Here is a 17,075-nt window from a genome sequence, read left to right on the forward strand (position 1 = left end):
GGCCCGGCCGTCAGGGTTTGGTGGCGCGGTACCAGGAGGCGGCGCCGGGGTGCAGCGACAGCGGCGCGGTGACGATCGCCGAGCGGGGGCTCATCCGCCCCGCCGCCGGATGGGCGGCGGCCAGCTCGGCCCGGCGTTCCATCAACAGCCGGGTCACCTCACGGACCAACGGCTCCGGCAGGTCGGCCCGGACGATCAGGTAGTTCGGGTTGGCCACGGTGGTCACCGCGTCCACCCCGTACACCGAGCGGGGGATGTCCCGGGAGACGTAGACCTGGCCGTAGCGCGACCGCAGCGGCTCGGTCCACTCGCTGAGGTCCACGATCCGGATGGCGCTGGCATCGGCCAACTCCTCGATGCCCCGGACCGGCAACCCGCCGGAGAAGAAGAACGCGTCGATCCGCCCGGAGCGCAGCGCCGTCACCGAGTCGTCGAGTCCGAGTCGTTCCCGGCGCACCTCGTCACCACCGAGGCGGGCCACCTCCAGCAGCCGGGTCGCGGTGATCTCGGTGCCCGAACCGGCCGCGCCGACGGAGACTCGCCGGCCGCGCAGGTCGGCGACCGTGCGAACCGGGCCGCCGCTCGTGGTGACCAGGTGCAGTTGGTCGTCGTACACCCGGGCGACGGCGTCGACCGCCGGGCTTCCCGCCGTGCTGGTCGGCAGCACGTCGGCCTGGGTGAAGCCCAGCTCGGCCCCGCCGGAGCCGACGAGCTGGACGTTCTCCGCCGAGGCGGCGGTGACCACCACGCTGGCCCGTACGTCGGGGAGTTCCCGGTTGAGGATGGCCGCCAGGGACTGCCCGAACGCGTAGTAGACAGCGGTGGGGCTACCGGTGGCGATCCGGATCGACGTCGGCTCGGTCGGGGCGTCCCGGCAGCTGGCGACGGCCAGGTTCGCGATCAGCAGCACCGTCGACAGAGCGGCCAGGCCGGCGCGGCTGGACGAGGTACGACTCACGCGGTGCACTGTGCGCCGTCGGGCGGGTGCACGCAAGCCCGGGCCGACGACGTACCGGATGCTCGGAACCCGATCAGAAGGCCGTGCGACCTGCCGGCGCCACGGCCGCGCCCCGCGCCGACGCCGGGATCACGCCGCGCGCCGTCGCCGTCGCGGGTGCCGCCAGCGGGCCACGCGCCGGCTCCAACGCGGCGCTGCGCAGGATCCGCTGCCGGTCCGGGCCGTCGGCCACGCTGACCAGGAAGCAACCGGTGCCGGGGCGGAGCCGGGCCGGCACGTCGAGCACTGCCGCGCCCCGGATCAGCACGGCGGCCAACTCCCGGTCGGTGAGCCGGACACCGAGGATGTGCCGGCGGACGTGCCGCCCGGCGGCCAGCAGCGCCGAGCGCCAGGCCGCCTCCGCCAGTCGGGTAACCAACCGTCGGCGGGCCGGTGAGGCGCCGGGCAGCGGCCCGCCGAGCAGCTCGCGCCGCCCCTGCCACCAGCCCGCGTCCAACATCCGGGTGTACGCGCCCTGGTGCTCCCGGGGCACCCACAGCCGGTGCAGCTCGTAGCGGCGGCGCAGGCCGCCGACGGCCACCTCGTGGCTGACCGGGATGTCGAGCCGGTTGAGCAGCTGCCGCATCCGCTGCGCGGCGTCCTCCCGGTTGAACTCCACCCCGGCGGTGTGCTCGGCCCGGACCGCGCTGGGGCGGGCGGCGGTCGGCGGTGGTGTGCAGCGCAGCAGGCAGGCAGCCTCGAACGCGTCGCCCAGTGTCAGCCAGCCCAGCGGGGATGGGGTGGTCGGGGTGTGGGGCCGGTCGAGCAGGGCGGGTTCGTGGGTCAACGGAGGCTCCCTTGTCGGAGTCTGGGTTGCCCTACCGTGGCCCCTGCCACGCCGTTACGGAACTGCTCCGGCCCAGCCTTGAGCAAATCTTGCGGCTGCGGTGCCACTACAGGTCGGTGACCACCACATCCACCTGGCGTACCCGGCCCGCGGCGGTGGCCTGCTCCAGCACCGTGTGCTTCAACTCCCGCAGGGTGCCCACCAGCTCCGCGGCGGTGCGCGGCCGGGCGCCGGCGACGAGCAGGTCCCTGACCAGCCGCCCCTTGGTCGCCTTGTTGAAGTGGCTGACCACCGAGCGGACCGGCACGCCGTCGACCTCCCGCTCGTGCAGGACCCGCACGGTGACCGTCCTCTCGGCCAGCTCACCGCGCGGCGTCCAGGTGGCGGCGTACGCGCCGGAGCGCAGGTCCAGCACCGGGCCGCGCCCGGCGGCGTCGTCCACCACCGGCGTCAGCTCCCTGCGCCAGTACGTCGACAGCGCCCCGACGTCGGGCAGGCGGGCGCCGATCGGGCAGCGGTACGGCGGAATCCGGTCGGCCAACCGGACCGCGCCCCACAGCCCGGAGCTGATCAGGATCGACCGGCGGGCCGCCCGCTGCGCCATGGCCGGCAACGACGCCAGGTCCAACGCCTCGTAGAGCACCCCGGTGTAGAGCCGCTCGGCCGGCGCGGTGGCCGCCTCCCGCAGTCGGGCGTTGCGCCGCAGCTCGCCTCGCTGGCCCTCGCTGAGGCCGAGCGCCGCCCGCGCGGCCTCCTCGTCCGGCCCGGCGCTCAGCGCCACCAGGGCGTCCAGCACCCGCTCGCGGGCCGGGTTCAGCTCGGGCAGCGAGAGCCGGTCCGGGGCCCAGCGCCGTCCGGTGCCGGCGTCGGCCTTCCCCTCCGAGGGCGGCAACAGGATGAGCATGGGTCTCCTCGACGGGCGAAACGGCGGCGCCCCACGCGCCGGCCCGGCCAGCGTACGACCAGCCCCTAGCGCCAGGGCCGCACCGGGGTGTCGGGGTGGTACACGCGATAGCCGCCGACCTCCCGCACCGGCGCGGCGTCAGCCCGGTCGGCGAGCAGCGCCCGCAACCGCCGGTCCATCGGCGAGTCGACAGCCACCACGTAACCCGGCCGCTCGGCCCGCCCCACCTGCCGCCAGTACGGCCGGTAGCGGTTCTGCCCTGGCGACAGGTCCCCGTCGAGGACCCCGCAGACCACCGACTCATCCGTGTTGAAGATCAATCGGTTGCAGGTCCAGTAGTCCCCGTACACCTCGTGGGGTCCGTCGGCGCGCAGCGCGGCGGCCAACTCCCGGGCCTGGCGCTCCTCGGTCCGCGACGCTGCGGTGCCGGTGGCCGCGAACAGCACGGTGATCACCAGGGTGGTCACGGTCAGTGCGGCCAGCACGGCGGCGGACAGCGCGCCGGCGAGCCGCCCCAGCACGCTGCTGGTGCCCCGCCAGGCGGTCAGCGCCGCCACCCAGAGCGGCCAGAGCACCGCCGGCAGCGACAGTTGCAGCACCGACAGGTAGCGGGCGTTGTCCAGCGGGCTGGTCGCGGCGAGCGGACTGCGCACGTACGACAGCAGGGTCAACGCCGCGCCGGCGACCAGCGCGAGCTGCACGACCGGCCCGACCCGCTCCCCGCGCAGCCCCCCGGCCGCGCGTCCGACCCGCCCCCCACGCGGCGCCCCGGCGGCGCGACGGTACGCGAGCACCGCGAGTGCCGCGCCGGCCAGCAGCAGCAGCGGGTACAGCACACCGAACCACTGTTGCCAGCGTCCGCAGCCGTCCACCGGGCAGAGCCCGTGTGCCAACGGCACCCCCTCCAGCAGGCCGCCCCGGATCCGGTCGGACCACGGCGGCTGCGGCCCGGCCTTGGTGCTGACCTCCCGGAACACCGACAGCGAGTCCTCACCGGGCCCGGCCCGCAGGTTGTCCACGATCATCGGGGCCACGCCGACGACCACCCCCGCCACCAGCAGCAGACCGGACCAGCCGAGCAGCTCCCGCCGTACCGCCCAGACCAGGGCCAGCCCGGCCACCGCCAGGTACGGCAGGATCAGCCAGTCCGACCAGACGGCCAGCCCGACGAGCAGCCCGAAGAGGCCGATCGCGAGCCGTCGGCGGTGGACCGTGCCGGCCGCCAACCCCACGGTGATCAGCAGCATCAGCAGCACCGCCGGCTTCACCTCCGGCCGCCCGCCGACGACGGTGAGCTGGTCGCGCACCACCCGCTCCGGCCCGAGCGCGAGCAGACCCACCACGAAGGCGGCGAACCACGGGGTGCCGAGCCGGCGGGTCAACCGGTGGATCAGGTAGAGGAAGATCGCGTACAGCGCGAGCATCGGCAGGCGCAGCACCGGCCAGCTCGGCCCGGCCACCGCCATCAGGGGAGCGGCCAGGTACGACTCCAACATCCCCATGTAGTGCTGGCCGTAGAGGAAGACCGGGAGTTCCCGGCCCTGCCCGATGTGCAGCGCGGCGAGGCCGAAGGTCGCCTCGTCGCTGTTCGACACCGGCACCGTGAACAGCGTCAGGACCAGCCGGTAGACGACACCGACGAGCCCGAACAGCAGCGCGACGAGCGCCGGCCGATCGAGTCGTGGGCGCCATCGCCCACGGTGCTGCTCTGGATGCGACACGACCAACGCCCCCGTCGTCGTCCCGACCGGAGTGTTTCACGTTCGGCCGGGCCGCCGAGGTGGATCGGCGCAGCCGGGGTGGGCTGGATCGGCTCCACGGCGGCCGGGCGGAGCGGCGGGACCGGGATCGGCTCGCGTGGCCGTGGCTGTCGACGTGTGGCAGGGTTGGCGCGTGCCACCCACTCCCGCCGGCCAGTTGGCCGTTACGAACCTGCACCGGGCTGCGCGGATCGAGGACGCCGTGCACCAGCTCGTCCAGCGCCGGCTGCGGCGCACCGGCTGGCGGGTCAACATCGTCGCGTACACCGGCTATGGCGCACCGGGCTGGGTGCGGGTGATGTGTCGCGTGCTGCTGGGCCGTCCGGACACCCGCCAGCGAGGTCGGCTGGACAAGGTCCGCGGCTGGCGCAGCTTCACCACGCTGCCGAACAAGCACGTCACGGTGACCATCGAGGCCGGCGGGGTGCGGCACGAGACGCAGGCCGACCGCAGCGGCTTCGTCGACACCCTGGTCGAGGCGGACCTGCCGCCCGGCTGGGGTACGGTCCGGCTCAGTGTCCCGGACGCCGAGCCGGTCGACGCCCCGGTGCGCATCCTCGACCCGGAGGTCAAGTTCGGCATCATCTCCGACATCGACGACACGGTGATGGTGACCGCGCTGCCCCGGCCACTGCTCGCCGCATGGAACACGTTCGTGCTCGACGAGCACGCCCGCAACGCGGTGCCCGGCATGGCCGTGCTCTACGAGCGGCTGGTCACCGCGCACCCCGGCGCACCGGTCTTCTACCTCTCCACCGGGGCGTGGAACGTGGCGCCCACGCTGACCCGCTTCCTGTCCCGCCACCTCTACCCGGCCGGGCCGCTGCTGCTCACCGACTGGGGCCCGACCGCCGACCGCTGGTTCCGCAGCGGCATGGAACACAAGCGGGTCACGCTGGCCCGACTGGCCCAGGAGTTCCCCGACGTGCGCTGGCTGCTCGTCGGCGACGACGGCCAGCACGATCAGGAGATCTACCGGGAGTTCGCCGCCGCCCACCCGGAGAACGTCGCCGGGGTGGCGATCCGCCGGCTCTCCCCGACCCAGTCGGTGCTGGCCGGCACCCTGCCCGCCCCAGCCGGCCGCCCGTCGTCGGGGCCGGTGGGGCAGAAGTGGCTGTCCGCCCCGGACGGCGCCGGCCTGTGGCAGCTGATGCGCGACGCCGGCCTGGTCTGACCGCCCGGCCGCGTCAGCTTCGGCGGAGCCAGACGGCACCCAGCGGCGGGACCTGGAGGGCCGCCGAGGCGACCATTCCGTGCCACGGCACGTCCTCGGCCCGTACCTCGCCCAGGTTGCCCACCCCCGACCCGCCGTAGTGCTGCGCGTCGGTGTTGAGCACCTCCTGCCAGGTGCCGCCGGCCGGTAGGCCGATCCGGTAGTCGTGCAGCGGCTGGGCGGAGAAGTTCGCCACGCACACCAGCGTCGAACCGTCCGGGGCGATCCGGACGAACGACACGGTGTTGTTGGCGACGTCGTCGCCGGCGATCCAACGGAACCCGGCCGGCTCGGTGTCCTGTGCCCAGAGCGCCGGGGTGTCCCGGTAGACCCGGTTGAGGTCGGCGACGAGCCGTTGCACACCGGCGCGGGCCGGGTCGTGCAGCAGGTACCAGTCGAGGCCGCGCTCCTCGCTCCACTCCCGGTCGTCGGCCAGTTCGGAGCCCATGAAGAGCAACTGCTTGCCGGGGTGCGCCCACATGTACGCCAGCAGCGCCCGCACGTTCGCCAGCCGCTGCCAGGTGTCGCCGGGCATCTTGCCGGCCAGTGAGCCCTTGCCGTGCACCACCTCGTCGTGGCTGATCGGCAGCACGTAGTTCTCGCTCCAGGCGTACGCCAGGGAGAAGGTGAGCTGGTGGTGGTGGTGCTGGCGGTAGATCGGGTCCTTCGAGGTGTAGAGCAGGGTGTCGTGCATCCAGCCCATGTTCCACTTGAAGCCGAAGCCCAGCCCGCCGTCGGCGGTGGGGCGGGTGACACCCGGCCAGGCGGTGGACTCCTCGGCGATCATCACGACGCCGGCGTGGTGCTTGTAGACGGTCGCGTTCACCTCCTGCATGAGCGCGATGGCCTCCAGGTTCTCCCGGCCGCCGTACTTGTTCGGGGCCCACTCGCCGTGGTTGCGGGAGTAGTCCAGGTAGAGCATCGAGGCGACCGCGTCGACCCGCAGCCCGTCGACGTGGAACTGGTCGCACCAGTAGAGCGCGTTGGCGACCAGGAAGTTGCGGACCTCGTTGCGGCCGAAGTCGAAGACGTACGTGCCCCAGTCGGGGTGCTCGCCACGCCGCGGGTCGGGGTGCTCGTAGAGCGGGGTGCCGTCGAACCGGGCCAGCGCCCACTCGTCCTTCGGGAAGTGCGCGGGCACCCAGTCCAGGAGTACGCCGATGCCGGCGGCGTGCAACTGGTCGACGAGGTGGCGGAACTCGTCCGGGTCGCCGAACCGGGAGGTCGGCGCGTAGTAGCCGGTCACCTGGTAGCCCCAGGAGCCGCCGAACGGGTGTTCCATCACCGGCAGGAACTCCACGTGCGTGAAGCCCAACTCGGTGACGTACGCGGTGAGTTGTTCGGCCAGTTCGCGGTAGCCCAGGCCGGGCCGCCACGAGCCGAGGTGCACCTCGTAGACGCTCATCGGTTCCTGGTGCGGCTGCCGTTCGGCCCGCCGGGCCAGCCAGTCCGCGTCGTTCCACCGGTACGTCGAGTGGTGCACAACCGAGGCGGTGGCCGGCGGCACCTCGGCGTACGCGGCGAGGGGGTCGGCCTTGTCCCGCCACTGCCCGTCGGCGCCCAGCACCCGGTACTTGTAGCGGGCCCCGACCCGGGCGTTGGGGACGAACAGCTCCCACACCCCGCTGGAGCCGAGCGACCGCATCGGCCAGCCGTCGTCGGGGCCCCAGCCGGTGAAGTCGCCGATCACCCGCACCCCACGAGCGTTGGGCGCCCAGACGCTGAACGCCACGCCCTCGTCGAAGACCCGGGCGCCGAGCGCCTCCCACAGCCGCTCGTGCCGGCCCTCGCGGATCAGGTGCAGGTCCAGCTCACCGAGGGTCGGCGGGTAGCGGTACGGGTCGTCGTGGGCGGTGCCGTCGACCTCCACCCGGTAGTCGAGCACGGTGCCGTCGACCTGCGCCTCGAAGACGCCCACGTCGTGCACCCGCTTCATCGGGTGCCGCTCGTCGCCGACGAGCAGCGCGACGTCGCCGGCGCCCCGGCGCATCGTGCGGATCGTCGTCGAGCCGTCGGCGGGGTGCGCGCCGAGCAGCGCGTGCGGGTCGTGCGTCGCGCCGGAGATCAGCTGGTCCATCGGTCGTCCTTCGGGGCGGGAGCGGTCGGCGCGGAACGGGACGAGCGGGCGGCAGCCGAACGGGCGGCGGACAGCCGGGACGCCACAGTGGCCGGGGTCGTCGTGGCCGGAGTCGTCGTGGCCGGGGTCGTCGTGGCCGGGGTCGTCGGCGCGGTGCCGCCGGAGAGGTCGTCCGGCACCTCGGCGACGGTGAGGTCGGCCGGCTCGGCGCCCGCCGGCTGCGGCTCGGTCGGCGGGATGGGGCGACGCACTGTCAACACGTGCGCGGGTTGCAGGTACGGGTCGAGCCGCACCGCGTTGCGCTGACCCCAGTCGTAGCTGGTGCCGGTCAGCTCATCGTGCACCGTGAACCGTTCGTGCCAGTCGAAGCCGAGCGCCGGCATGTCGAGGGTGGTGTTGCCCCACTGCACGGCGCGCGGGTCGAACGAGCAGATCACGATGACCGTGTTGCCGGTCTCCGGGTCGTGCTTGGACCAGCAGAGCAGCGCCGGGTTGTCGATCTCGTGGAAGCGCAGGTTACGGAGCTGGTGCAGGGCCGGGTTGTCGTGGCGTACCTGGTTGAGGGTGGCCAGGAACGGCGCCAGCGAGCGACCCTGCGCCTCGGCGCCGGCCCAGTCCCGGGGGCGCAGCTCGTACTTCTCGTTGTCCAGGTACTCCTCGGCGCCCGGCCGGGCCACGTGCTCGAACAGCTCGTAGCCCGCGTACAGACCCCAGGAGGGGGAGAGCAGCGCGGCCAGCACCGCCCGGATCTTGAACATCGGCGGGCCGCCGTGTTGCAACGACTCGTGCAGGATGTCCGGGGTGTTCGGCCAGAAGTTCGGCCGCATGTAGTCGGCCGCCTCGATCAGCTCCTCGCAGTACGCCCGCATCTCGGCTGCCGTCGTGCGCCAGGTGAAATAGGTGTACGACTGCGTGAAGCCGATCTTGCCGAGGCCGTGCATGATGGCCGGCCTGGTGAACGCCTCGGCCAGGAACAGCACGTCCGGGTCGACCGCCTTCACCTCGGCGATCAGCCAGTGCCAGAAGTCGAACGGCTTGGTGTGCGGGTTGTCCACCCGGAAGATCCGGATGCCCTCGCCGACCCAGTGCAGCACCACCCGCAGCACCTCGGCCCGGATGCCCTCCGGGTCGTTGTCGAAGTTGACCGGGTAGATGTCCTGGTACTTCTTGGGCGGGTTCTCCGCGTACGCGATGCTGCCGTCGGCCCGGGTGGTGAACCACTCCGGGTGCTCCGTGACCCAGGGGTGGTCCGGCGCGCACTGCAACGCCAGGTCCATCGCCACTTCCAGGCCCTGTGCCGCCGCCGCCTGGATGAAGGCTCGGAAGTCCGCCGGCGTACCCAGATCGGGGTGGATCGTGTCGTGGCCGCCCTCGGCGGCGCCGATCGCCCACGGCGAGCCCACGTCGGTCGGCCCGGCGGTGAGCGCGTTGTTCGGGCCCTTGCGGTTGACCCGGCCGATCGGGTGGATCGGCGGCAGGTAGAGCACGTCGAAGCCCATCGCGGCCACCCCCGGCAGCCGCTCGGTGGCGGTCGCGAAGGTGCCGGACCGGCCGCCCGCCGCCCCTTCTGAGCGGGGGAAGAACTCGTACCAGGCCGAGTAGAGCGCCCGCTTGCGGTCGACCCAGATCGAGTACGTGTCACCGGCGGTGACCATCTCCCGCACCGGGTGCTCCCAGAGCAGGTCGGCCAGGGTCAGCGCCGGGTCGACCCGCTGCGCCAGTGGCAGGTCGGTGTCGACCAGCGCGGTGAGGGCGTCGGCGACCCGGGGCCGGTCGGCGGTCGGCACGAGGCCCCGGGCGGCGGCGAGCACCCGTGCGCCCTCGGCCAGGTCGTTGGCCAGGTCCTCCGGCCCCTGCCCGGCGGCGATCTTCTTGGTCACCACGTTCTGCCAGGTCAGGTACGGGTCCTGGAACGCCTCCACGGAGAAGGTCCACGGCCCGACGGCGTCCGGTGCGATGGTGGCGTGCCAGCGGTCCTGGCCGGGCTCGCCGGGGCGCATCCGGGTGAACGGTCGGCTCGCGCCGTCCGGACCGGCCCACACCACGTTGCAGCCCAGCGCGTCGTGCCCCTCCCGGTAGGCGCGCGCCGACACCGGAATGGGCTCGTCGACCACCGCCTTGGCCGGGTATCGCCCGCACGAGACGACCGGGGAGACGTCTTCGATCGGGAACCGTCCAGTCACCCCGCCAACCTACTGCGCGAGATCCGTTCGCGCGCGGCCAAGCCGTCAAGATCCACACCGGTTCAAGGAAAGCGCGGTGTCGGCGCGCTCCGGATGCGGCGGTTTCCTGAAACCCGAGTAGATCTAGACCGGGCGAGAGGTCTTCCGGTCCTGTTGGCGGTCCCGCCGGGGCGGACCGCCGACCCGGAGGTGACGTAGCCTCCGGCCATGATCGAACGGGTGAAAGTCGCGGTTGTCGGTGTCGGTAACAACACCTCGGCACTGGTGCAGGGGCTTGCTCTCTACCGCCAGAGCGGCAGCCTGGTCGGAATCCGCAGGCCGATGATCGACGGGCTCGGGGTGGGGGATGTCGACGTCGTGGCGGCCTTCGCCACCTCCGAGGAGAAGATCGGTCGGGACCTGACCGAGGCGATCTTCCTGGCGCCCAACAACTTCCCTCGGCTGAACTGCGACCTGCCCAGAGCGGGTGTGCCGGTCACGAAGGGCCTGGTCGACGCGAGCGAGGTGCAGCGGGTGGCAGCGGCGCTGGCAGGGGCGGAGGTGCTGCTCTACTCGGCACCGAGTGGCCGGCCGGAGACCGCCCAGGCGTACGCCGAGGCAGCCCACACGGCGGGCGTCGCCTTCATCAACACGACCTCCGACCCGGTCGCCCGCGATCCACGCTGGATCGACAGGTTCGAGGCAGCCGGGCTGCCGCTGCTCGGCGACGACCTGGCCAGCCAGTTCGGCACCTCGGTGCTGCACAACGCGCTGCTGCGGCTCCTGGAGGAGCGGGGCCTCACCCTGGTCAGCTCCTACCAGGTCAACCTGGGCGGCACCGAAGACTTCCGCAACCTGGTCGAGAACCCCAACACCAAGAAGCAGTCCAAGCTCAACGCCCTGTCGGGCGCTGACAGCGTCGAGGTGGCCCCGCTCGGGTACCTGCCGCATCTCGCGTCGCAGAAGGTGGCTCACCTCAACCTTGAGGCGCAGGGTTGGGGTGAAACGTCGGTGAGCCTCGACGTGAAGCTGAAGGTGCATGACCCGAGTGGCGCCGCGGGGGTCAACATCGACCTCATCCGCATCGCCGCCAGCGCGCTACGGAACGGGCGTGGTGGTCAGTGCGCCGAGGCGACGTCGTTGCTCAAGTCGCCGCCGGGGACGGCGATCTGAAGTCCGTCTCCCTCAGGCCGCGCCGACGGAGCAATAGACCTCCAGGGTCTGCCGGGCGATGGCGTCCCAGGAGAAGTGCTTCACGGCGCGCTGCCGGCCGGCCAGGCCGAACCGCTCGGTGCGCGCCGGGTCGGCGAGCAGCGTGTTGATCGCCGCCGCCAGGTCGGCGACGAACTTCTCCGGCTCCAACGGGGTCCCGGACCCGTCGGTGGCCTGCTCGATCGGCACCAGCAGGCCGGTCTCGTCGTCGGCCACGACCTCGGGGATGCCGCCGGTCGCGGTCGCCACCACGGCCGTCTCGCAGGCCATCGCCTCCAGGTTGACGATGCCCATCGGCTCGTAGATCGACGGGCAGGCGAAGACGGTGGCGTGCGTGAGCACCTGGATCACCTCGGGCTTGGGCAGCATCTCGGCCACCCACACCACGCCGGAACGGTTGGCCCGCAACTCGGCGACCAGCCCCTCCACCTCGGCGGCGATCTCGGCGGTGTCCGGCGCGCCGGCGAGCAGGACGAGCTGGGTGTCCGCCGGCAACTCCCGGGCGGCCCGCAGCAGGTACGGCAGCCCCTTCTGCCGGGTGATCCTGCCGACGTAGACCACGCTGGGGCGGGACGGGTCGACGCCGAGCCGGTCGAGCACGTCGGTGCCCTGATCCGGGGCGTACTGAATGGTGTCGATGCCGTTGTAGACCACCCGGACCCGGTCGGGGTCGATCTGCGGGTACGCGGTGAGCACGTCGTTGCGCATCCCGCCGCTGACCGCGATCACCGCGTCGGCGGCCTCCATGGCGGTGCGCTCGATCCAGGAGGAGAGCGCGTAACCGCCGCCGAGCTGCTCGGCCTTCCACGGTCGCAGCGGCTCCAGGCTGTGCGCGGTCACGACGTGCGGCACCCCGTGCAGCAGCTTCGCGGTGTGGCCGGCCAGGTTCGCATACCAGGTGTGGCTGTGCACCACGTCGGTGCCGGCCGCGCCGGCGGCCATCTCCAGGTCCACGCCCATCGTGCGCAGCGCGGCGTTCGCGCCGGTCAGGCCGGGCGGTTCGGGGTACGCGGTGACGCCCGGCTCGGTGCGCGGCAGGCCGAAGCAGTGCACCCGTACGTCGGCGAGGTGGCGCAACTCCCGAGCCAGGTACTCGACGTGCACGCCCGCGCCGCCGTAGACCTCCGGTGGGTACTCGCGGGTGAGCAGATCGACGCGCAGGGATCCGGTGGCCGGGGAGGAGTCGGTCATGTGCGCACCCTAGTGCAGAAGACTCCCCGTACGAGTGGTGAAGTGGGACGCGGGTGGATAGCGTCGGGGCATGGCTGCCAAGGTGCTCGCGATCGTCCTGGCGGGTGGGGAGGGCAAGCGCCTGATGCCACTCACCACGGATCGGGCCAAGCCGGCCGTCCCGTTCGGCGGGATGTACCGCATGGTCGACTTCGTCCTCTCCAACCTGGCCAACGCCGGCTATCTCAAGATCGTCGTGCTGACCCAGTACAAGTCCCACTCCCTCGACCGACACATCACCAAGACCTGGCGGATGTCCACGCTGCTCGGCAACTACGTCACCCCGGTGCCCGCGCAGCAGCGTCGTGGCCCGTGGTGGTTCGCCGGCTCGGCCGACGCCATCTACCAGAGCTTCAACCTGATCAACGACGAGCAGCCCGACTACGTGATCGTCTTCGGCGCCGACCACATCTACCGGATGGACCCGCGGCAGATGGTGGAGGACCACATCGCCTCCGGCGCGGCGGTGACCGTCGCCGGCATCCGCCAGCCGCTGTCGATGGCCGACCAGTTCGGCGTCATCGAGGTCGGCGAGGACGGCAAGCGGATCCGGGCGTTCCGCGAGAAGCCCACCGACGCGGTCGGCCTGCCCGACGCACCGGACGAGATCTACGCCTCGATGGGCAACTACGTCTTCACCACCCGGGCGCTCTGCGAGGCGGTCGAGCGCGACGCCGAAGACAAGTCCAGCAAGCACGACATGGGCGGCAGCATCATCCCGATGCTCGTCGAGCGCGGCGAGGCCAACGTCTACGACTTCCGCGACAACGAGGTGCCGGGCAGCACCGACCGTGATCGCGGCTACTGGCGGGACGTGGGAACGCTCGACTCGTTCTACGACGCGCACATGGATCTGATCAACGTGCACCCCGTCTTCAACATGTACAACTTCGACTGGCCGATCTACACGGAGCAGCCGCCGTGGCCGCCGGCGAAGTTCGTGCACCAGTGGGGTGAGCGGGTCGGCAGGGCGGTCGGCTCGATGGTCTCCCCGGGTGTGGTGATCTCCGGCTCGCTGGTGGAGAACTCGATCGTCTCGCCGAAGGTGCGGGTGCACTCCTGGGCGCACGTCGAGGGCTCGGTGCTGATGGAGGGTGTGGAGATCGGCCGGCACGCGGTGGTCCGGCGGGCCATCCTGGACAAGAACGTGTTCGTCCCGGAGGGCGTCGAGATCGGCGTCGACCTGGAGAAGGACCGGCAGCGCTACACCGTCTCCGACAACGGCATCGTGGTGATCGGCAAGGGCCAGAAGGTCGTGCCGTGACCGACCCGCACTCCCCGAGGAGGATCCCGCAGTGACCCACCCCCGTGCCGGCCAGCCCGCCGAGCCCGCCGACCTGGTCGACGTGCCGCGCCTGGTGACCGCCTACTACGCCGAGCATCCGGATCCCGCGGACCCGGCCCAGCAGGTCTCCTTCGGCACCTCCGGCCACCGCGGCTCCAGCCTGCGCCACGCGTTCAACTCCGACCACATCCTGGCGGTCACCCAGGCGCTCTGCGACTACCGGCGCGAGCAGGGGCTGGACGGGCCGCTCTTCCTCGCCCGGGACACCCACGCGCTATCCGCGCCGGCCGCGGTGGACGCCCTGGAGGTGCTCGCCGCCAACGGGGTCACCGTGCTGGTGGACAGCCGCGACGGCTACACCCCGACACCGGCGCTGTCGCACGCGATCCTCACGCACAACCGTGGGCGGACCAGCGGGCTCGCCGACGGCATCGTCATCACCCCGTCGCACAACCCGCCCGACGACGGCGGCTTCAAGTACAACCCCACCAACGGCGGGCCGGCCGACACCGACGTGACCCGGTGGATCCAGGACCGGGCCAACACCATCCTCGCCGCCGGGCTCAAGGAGGTCCGCCGGATCACCTACGCGCGGGCGCGGGCCGCCGACACCACCGGGGAGTACGACTTCCTCGCCAACTACGTCGACGACCTGCCGGCGGCGATCGACATCGACGCCATCCGCGACGCGGGTATCCGGATCGGCGCGGACCCGCTGGGCGGGGCGAGCGTGGCGTACTGGGGTGAGATCGCCGAGCGGCACCGGCTGGACCTGACCGTGGTCAACCCGACGGTCGACCCGACCTGGCGGTTCATGACCCTGGACGGCGACGGCAAGATCCGGATGGACTGCTCCTCGCCGAACGCGATGGCGTCGCTGATCGCCGCGCGGGCCGACTACCAGATCTCCACGGGCAACGACGCCGACGCCGACCGGCACGGCATCGTCACCCCGGACGCCGGGCTGATGAACCCCAACCACTACCTGGCGGTGGCGATTCGTCACCTGTTCCGCACCCGCAACGAGTGGGGGCCGGCCGCCGCGGTGGGCAAGACCCTGGTCTCCTCGTCGATGATCGACCGGGTCGCCGCCGACCTGGGTCGGCCGCTGTTGGAGGTGCCGGTCGGCTTCAAGTGGTTCGTACCCGGCCTGCTGGACGGCGCGGTCGGCTTCGGTGGCGAGGAGAGCGCCGGGGCGTCGTTCCTGCGGCGCGACGGCTCGACCTGGACCACCGACAAGGACGGCCTGCTGCTCTGCCTGCTCGCCGCCGAGATCCAGGCCACCACCGGCCGCAGCCCGAGCGAGCACTGGGCGGAGTTGGCCGAGCGTTTCGGCGCGCCCGCGTACGCCCGGATCGACGCTCCGGCCACCCGGGAGCAGAAGGCCGTGCTCGGCAAGCTCTCCCCGGAGCAGGTCACCGCCACCGAGCTCGCCGGTGAGCCGATCACCGCGGCGCTGACCACCGCCCCCGGTAACGGCGCACCGATCGGCGGCCTCAAGGTCACCACCGAGTCCGGCTGGTTCGCCGCCCGCCCGTCCGGCACCGAGGACGTCTACAAGATCTACGCCGAGTCGTTCCAGGGTCCGGAGCACCTGAAGCGCATCCAGGAAGAGGCCAAGAACCTGGTGGACGAGGTCCTGACCCAAGCCTGACCCCACCGCCCCTCCCGCCGCCCCGGTCTCGACCCGGCCGGGGCGCGGGTTGGGTGGGTTAGCAGGGTGGGGGGATTTCTTGTTGGGTGCGTCGGCGTAGTTCCTCGGGGAGCAGCTCGCGGAGCTGGTCGGGGAGGAACGGCAGGTCGAGCAGGGTCATCTTCAACTGGTTGCGCTCCTGGTAGCGCAGCGGGTCGAAACGGACCACCAGGCCGGCGTTGCGGCGGTACGTGATGGCCACGGTCCCCTCCGTCGCCGCGTCGCGGAACACCAGCCCGTCCATCTCCACCACGACCGGCGACGAGTCGGGTCGGAGCTGCAGCCGGATGTTCTCGTCCGGCGAGAGCACCACCGACCGGGAGATGCCGGCCATCGGCGCCGACGGCGTGATCACCACCGAGTCGGCGGCGGGGGAGATCAGTGGGCCGCCGGCGGCGTAGCTGTAGGCCGTCGAGCCGATCGGGGTGCTGACCACCACAGCGTCGCTGCGGTAGTAGCCGTACTGCTGACCATCGATGGCGAGGGTGACGCTGACGAAGCCGGAGCCGGGCTGGCGCACCAGCGCGATGTCGTTGAACGCCACGACGTCGTCACCGCACACGTCGCAGGCCAGGCAGGCGTGCGACTCGATGGTGAAGTCCTTCGACAGCAGCCGGCTCAGCGCGTCGGGCAGCTCCGGCGGCTCGATCTCGACGAGAAACCCCAGATGACCCAGGTGTACGCCGAGCACCGGCTTCGGGTCGAGGACGGCGGAGCGCAGCGCACCCAGCATGGTGCCGTCGCCGCCGACGCTGATCAAGGCGTCGGCGCGGGTCGCCACCTCGTCCGCCGGCACCGGCACGATGCAGGACGAGACGCGGTGCTGGTCCTCCTCGCGCACCATCAGCGTCTTGTGGTGACGCTTCGCCCACCGTTCGATGATCCCGACCACCTCGGTGACATCCCGGGTGGGGTGCAGCACAAGTCCCAGCCCCGACACCCGTACAGCTCATCACATCGGCGGCGACCGCACCCGCCGTACCGCGAAGGTGCGCCGGCACGTCGACGTCCTGCGCGGGACGCGCCGGGGCGACGGTGGCGACCGTCCGCGCCGCAGCACTCCTGGGCAGCTCCGTCACCTCGACTCGGCGGGATCGTTACGGAGGTGTTTGGTCCGGTGACGGTATGCCATTCCCGCCGATTGCTCCGTAAGTGAGGTCAACAGGTGCCCAGTCGCGTTCGCACCATGATCCGCAGGGTCCAGGACCACCTCGCCGGCTCCCGTGATCCTGAGGCTTTCGCCCGGTCACTCGGGGTGAAGCTGAACGGCCGGGTCAAGTTCTACGCGGTGAACCGGGCGATGTTCGGGTCCGAACCATGGTTGATCACCATGGGCGACAACGTGTTCATCACCGCCGGGGTCCAGTTCGTGACCCACGACGGTGGCACCCTGATCCTCCGCAAGGACCACCCCGAGCTGGACTGGACAGCGCCGATCACGATCGGCAACGACGTCTACATCGGCATGCGGTCGATGATCCTGGCCGGGGTCAACATCGGTAACCGGTGCGTGATCGGGGCGGGTTCGATCGTCACCCGCGACATCCCGGACAACACGGTGGCGGCCGGTGTGCCGGCTCGCCCGCTGCGCACCACCGACGAGTACCTGGAGCAGTTGCAAGCCAAGTCGCTGGGGATCGGCCACCTCGCGGTCCCGGCGAAGCATGAGGCGATCAAGAAGATCTACGGGGTGACAACGGTCTGACGCTGCCGGTGGCGCGCGGCCTGGATGGCACGGGCGCCGTCGCGTACCGG

The 17,075-nt window shown here is 71.8% G+C and carries 13 protein-coding genes; 5 read left to right on the forward strand and 8 right to left on the reverse strand.

What is annotated here, in order from left to right:
- Positions 1 to 10: 10 nt before the first annotated feature.
- The 4 genes from ACQRWP_RS04890 to ACQRWP_RS04905 form a co-directional block, all read right to left on the reverse strand.
- Positions 11 to 958, reverse strand: a complete 948-nt coding sequence (locus ACQRWP_RS04890) for a TAXI family TRAP transporter solute-binding subunit (RefSeq protein ID WP_430501002.1) — start codon at positions 956 to 958, stop codon at positions 11 to 13.
- 73 nt (positions 959 to 1,031) lie between these two features.
- Positions 1,032 to 1,784 carry a hypothetical protein gene (locus tag ACQRWP_RS04895; RefSeq protein ID WP_430501003.1) on the reverse strand — a complete coding sequence of 251 codons (753 nt, stop codon included), beginning with the start codon at positions 1,782 to 1,784 and terminating at the stop codon, positions 1,032 to 1,034.
- Positions 1,785 to 1,890: 106 nt separating this feature from the next.
- Positions 1,891 to 2,688, reverse strand: coding sequence for a peroxide stress protein YaaA (yaaA, locus tag ACQRWP_RS04900; protein WP_430501004.1), 798 nt, complete (start codon positions 2,686 to 2,688; stop codon positions 1,891 to 1,893).
- Positions 2,689 to 2,753: 65 nt separating this feature from the next.
- Positions 2,754 to 4,409: an ArnT family glycosyltransferase gene (locus ACQRWP_RS04905; RefSeq protein ID WP_430501005.1), complete on the reverse strand. Its 1,656-nt coding sequence runs from the start codon at positions 4,407 to 4,409 to the stop codon at positions 2,754 to 2,756.
- Between the two features lie 172 nt (positions 4,410 to 4,581).
- Here ACQRWP_RS04905 and ACQRWP_RS04910 point away from each other — a divergent pair, with 172 nt between their 5' ends.
- Positions 4,582 to 5,622 (forward strand): App1 family protein, encoded by a 1,041-nt coding sequence (locus ACQRWP_RS04910; protein ID WP_430501006.1) that lies wholly within the window; start codon positions 4,582 to 4,584, stop codon positions 5,620 to 5,622.
- A 13-nt stretch (positions 5,623 to 5,635) separates the two neighbouring features.
- Here ACQRWP_RS04910 and glgB read toward each other — a convergent pair whose 3' ends face one another.
- Together glgB and ACQRWP_RS04920 are read right to left on the reverse strand one after the other, a co-directional pair.
- Complete coding sequence (glgB, locus tag ACQRWP_RS04915; protein ID WP_430501007.1) at positions 5,636 to 7,738, reverse strand: 1,4-alpha-glucan branching protein GlgB; 2,103 nt, start codon at positions 7,736 to 7,738, stop codon at positions 5,636 to 5,638.
- Positions 7,726 to 9,921, reverse strand: coding sequence for a maltotransferase domain-containing protein (locus tag ACQRWP_RS04920; protein ID WP_430501008.1), 2,196 nt, complete (start codon positions 9,919 to 9,921; stop codon positions 7,726 to 7,728). Before ACQRWP_RS04920 ends, glgB begins: the two co-directional genes overlap by 13 nt.
- Positions 9,922 to 10,128: 207 nt before the next feature.
- On the opposite strand from ACQRWP_RS04920, the gene ACQRWP_RS04925 reads away from it, so the two are divergent.
- The gene (locus ACQRWP_RS04925; protein ID WP_430501009.1) at positions 10,129 to 11,073 is read left to right on the forward strand and encodes an inositol-3-phosphate synthase; all 945 of its coding nucleotides are present in this window, start codon (positions 10,129 to 10,131) and stop codon (positions 11,071 to 11,073) included.
- Between the two features lie 12 nt (positions 11,074 to 11,085).
- Here ACQRWP_RS04925 and glgA read toward each other — a convergent pair whose 3' ends face one another.
- On the reverse strand, positions 11,086 to 12,303 hold the full coding sequence (gene glgA, locus ACQRWP_RS04930; protein WP_430501010.1) for a glycogen synthase: 1,218 nt from the start codon (positions 12,301 to 12,303) through the stop codon (positions 11,086 to 11,088).
- A 70-nt stretch (positions 12,304 to 12,373) separates the two neighbouring features.
- On the opposite strand from glgA, the gene glgC reads away from it, so the two are divergent.
- Positions 12,374 to 13,606 (forward strand): glucose-1-phosphate adenylyltransferase, encoded by a 1,233-nt coding sequence (glgC, locus tag ACQRWP_RS04935; protein ID WP_091401467.1) that lies wholly within the window; start codon positions 12,374 to 12,376, stop codon positions 13,604 to 13,606.
- 31 nt (positions 13,607 to 13,637) lie between these two features.
- Positions 13,638 to 15,281 (forward strand): phosphoglucomutase (alpha-D-glucose-1,6-bisphosphate-dependent), encoded by a 1,644-nt coding sequence (gene pgm, locus ACQRWP_RS04940; protein ID WP_430501011.1) that lies wholly within the window; start codon positions 13,638 to 13,640, stop codon positions 15,279 to 15,281.
- Positions 15,282 to 15,339: 58 nt separating this feature from the next.
- On the opposite strand, the gene ACQRWP_RS04945 is transcribed toward pgm, so the two are convergent.
- The gene (locus tag ACQRWP_RS04945; protein ID WP_430503126.1) at positions 15,340 to 16,251 is read right to left on the reverse strand and encodes an NAD(+)/NADH kinase; all 912 of its coding nucleotides are present in this window, start codon (positions 16,249 to 16,251) and stop codon (positions 15,340 to 15,342) included.
- Between the two features lie 255 nt (positions 16,252 to 16,506).
- Between ACQRWP_RS04945 and ACQRWP_RS04950 the strand changes: the two genes are divergently transcribed.
- Positions 16,507 to 17,025: a DapH/DapD/GlmU-related protein gene (locus ACQRWP_RS04950; RefSeq protein ID WP_410821259.1), complete on the forward strand. Its 519-nt coding sequence runs from the start codon at positions 16,507 to 16,509 to the stop codon at positions 17,023 to 17,025.
- The last annotated feature ends 50 nt before the right edge of the window (positions 17,026 to 17,075 follow it).

It is taken from the genome of Micromonospora trifolii (assembly GCF_050516465.1).
Lineage (GTDB): Bacteria > Actinomycetota > Actinomycetes > Mycobacteriales > Micromonosporaceae > Micromonospora > Micromonospora trifolii.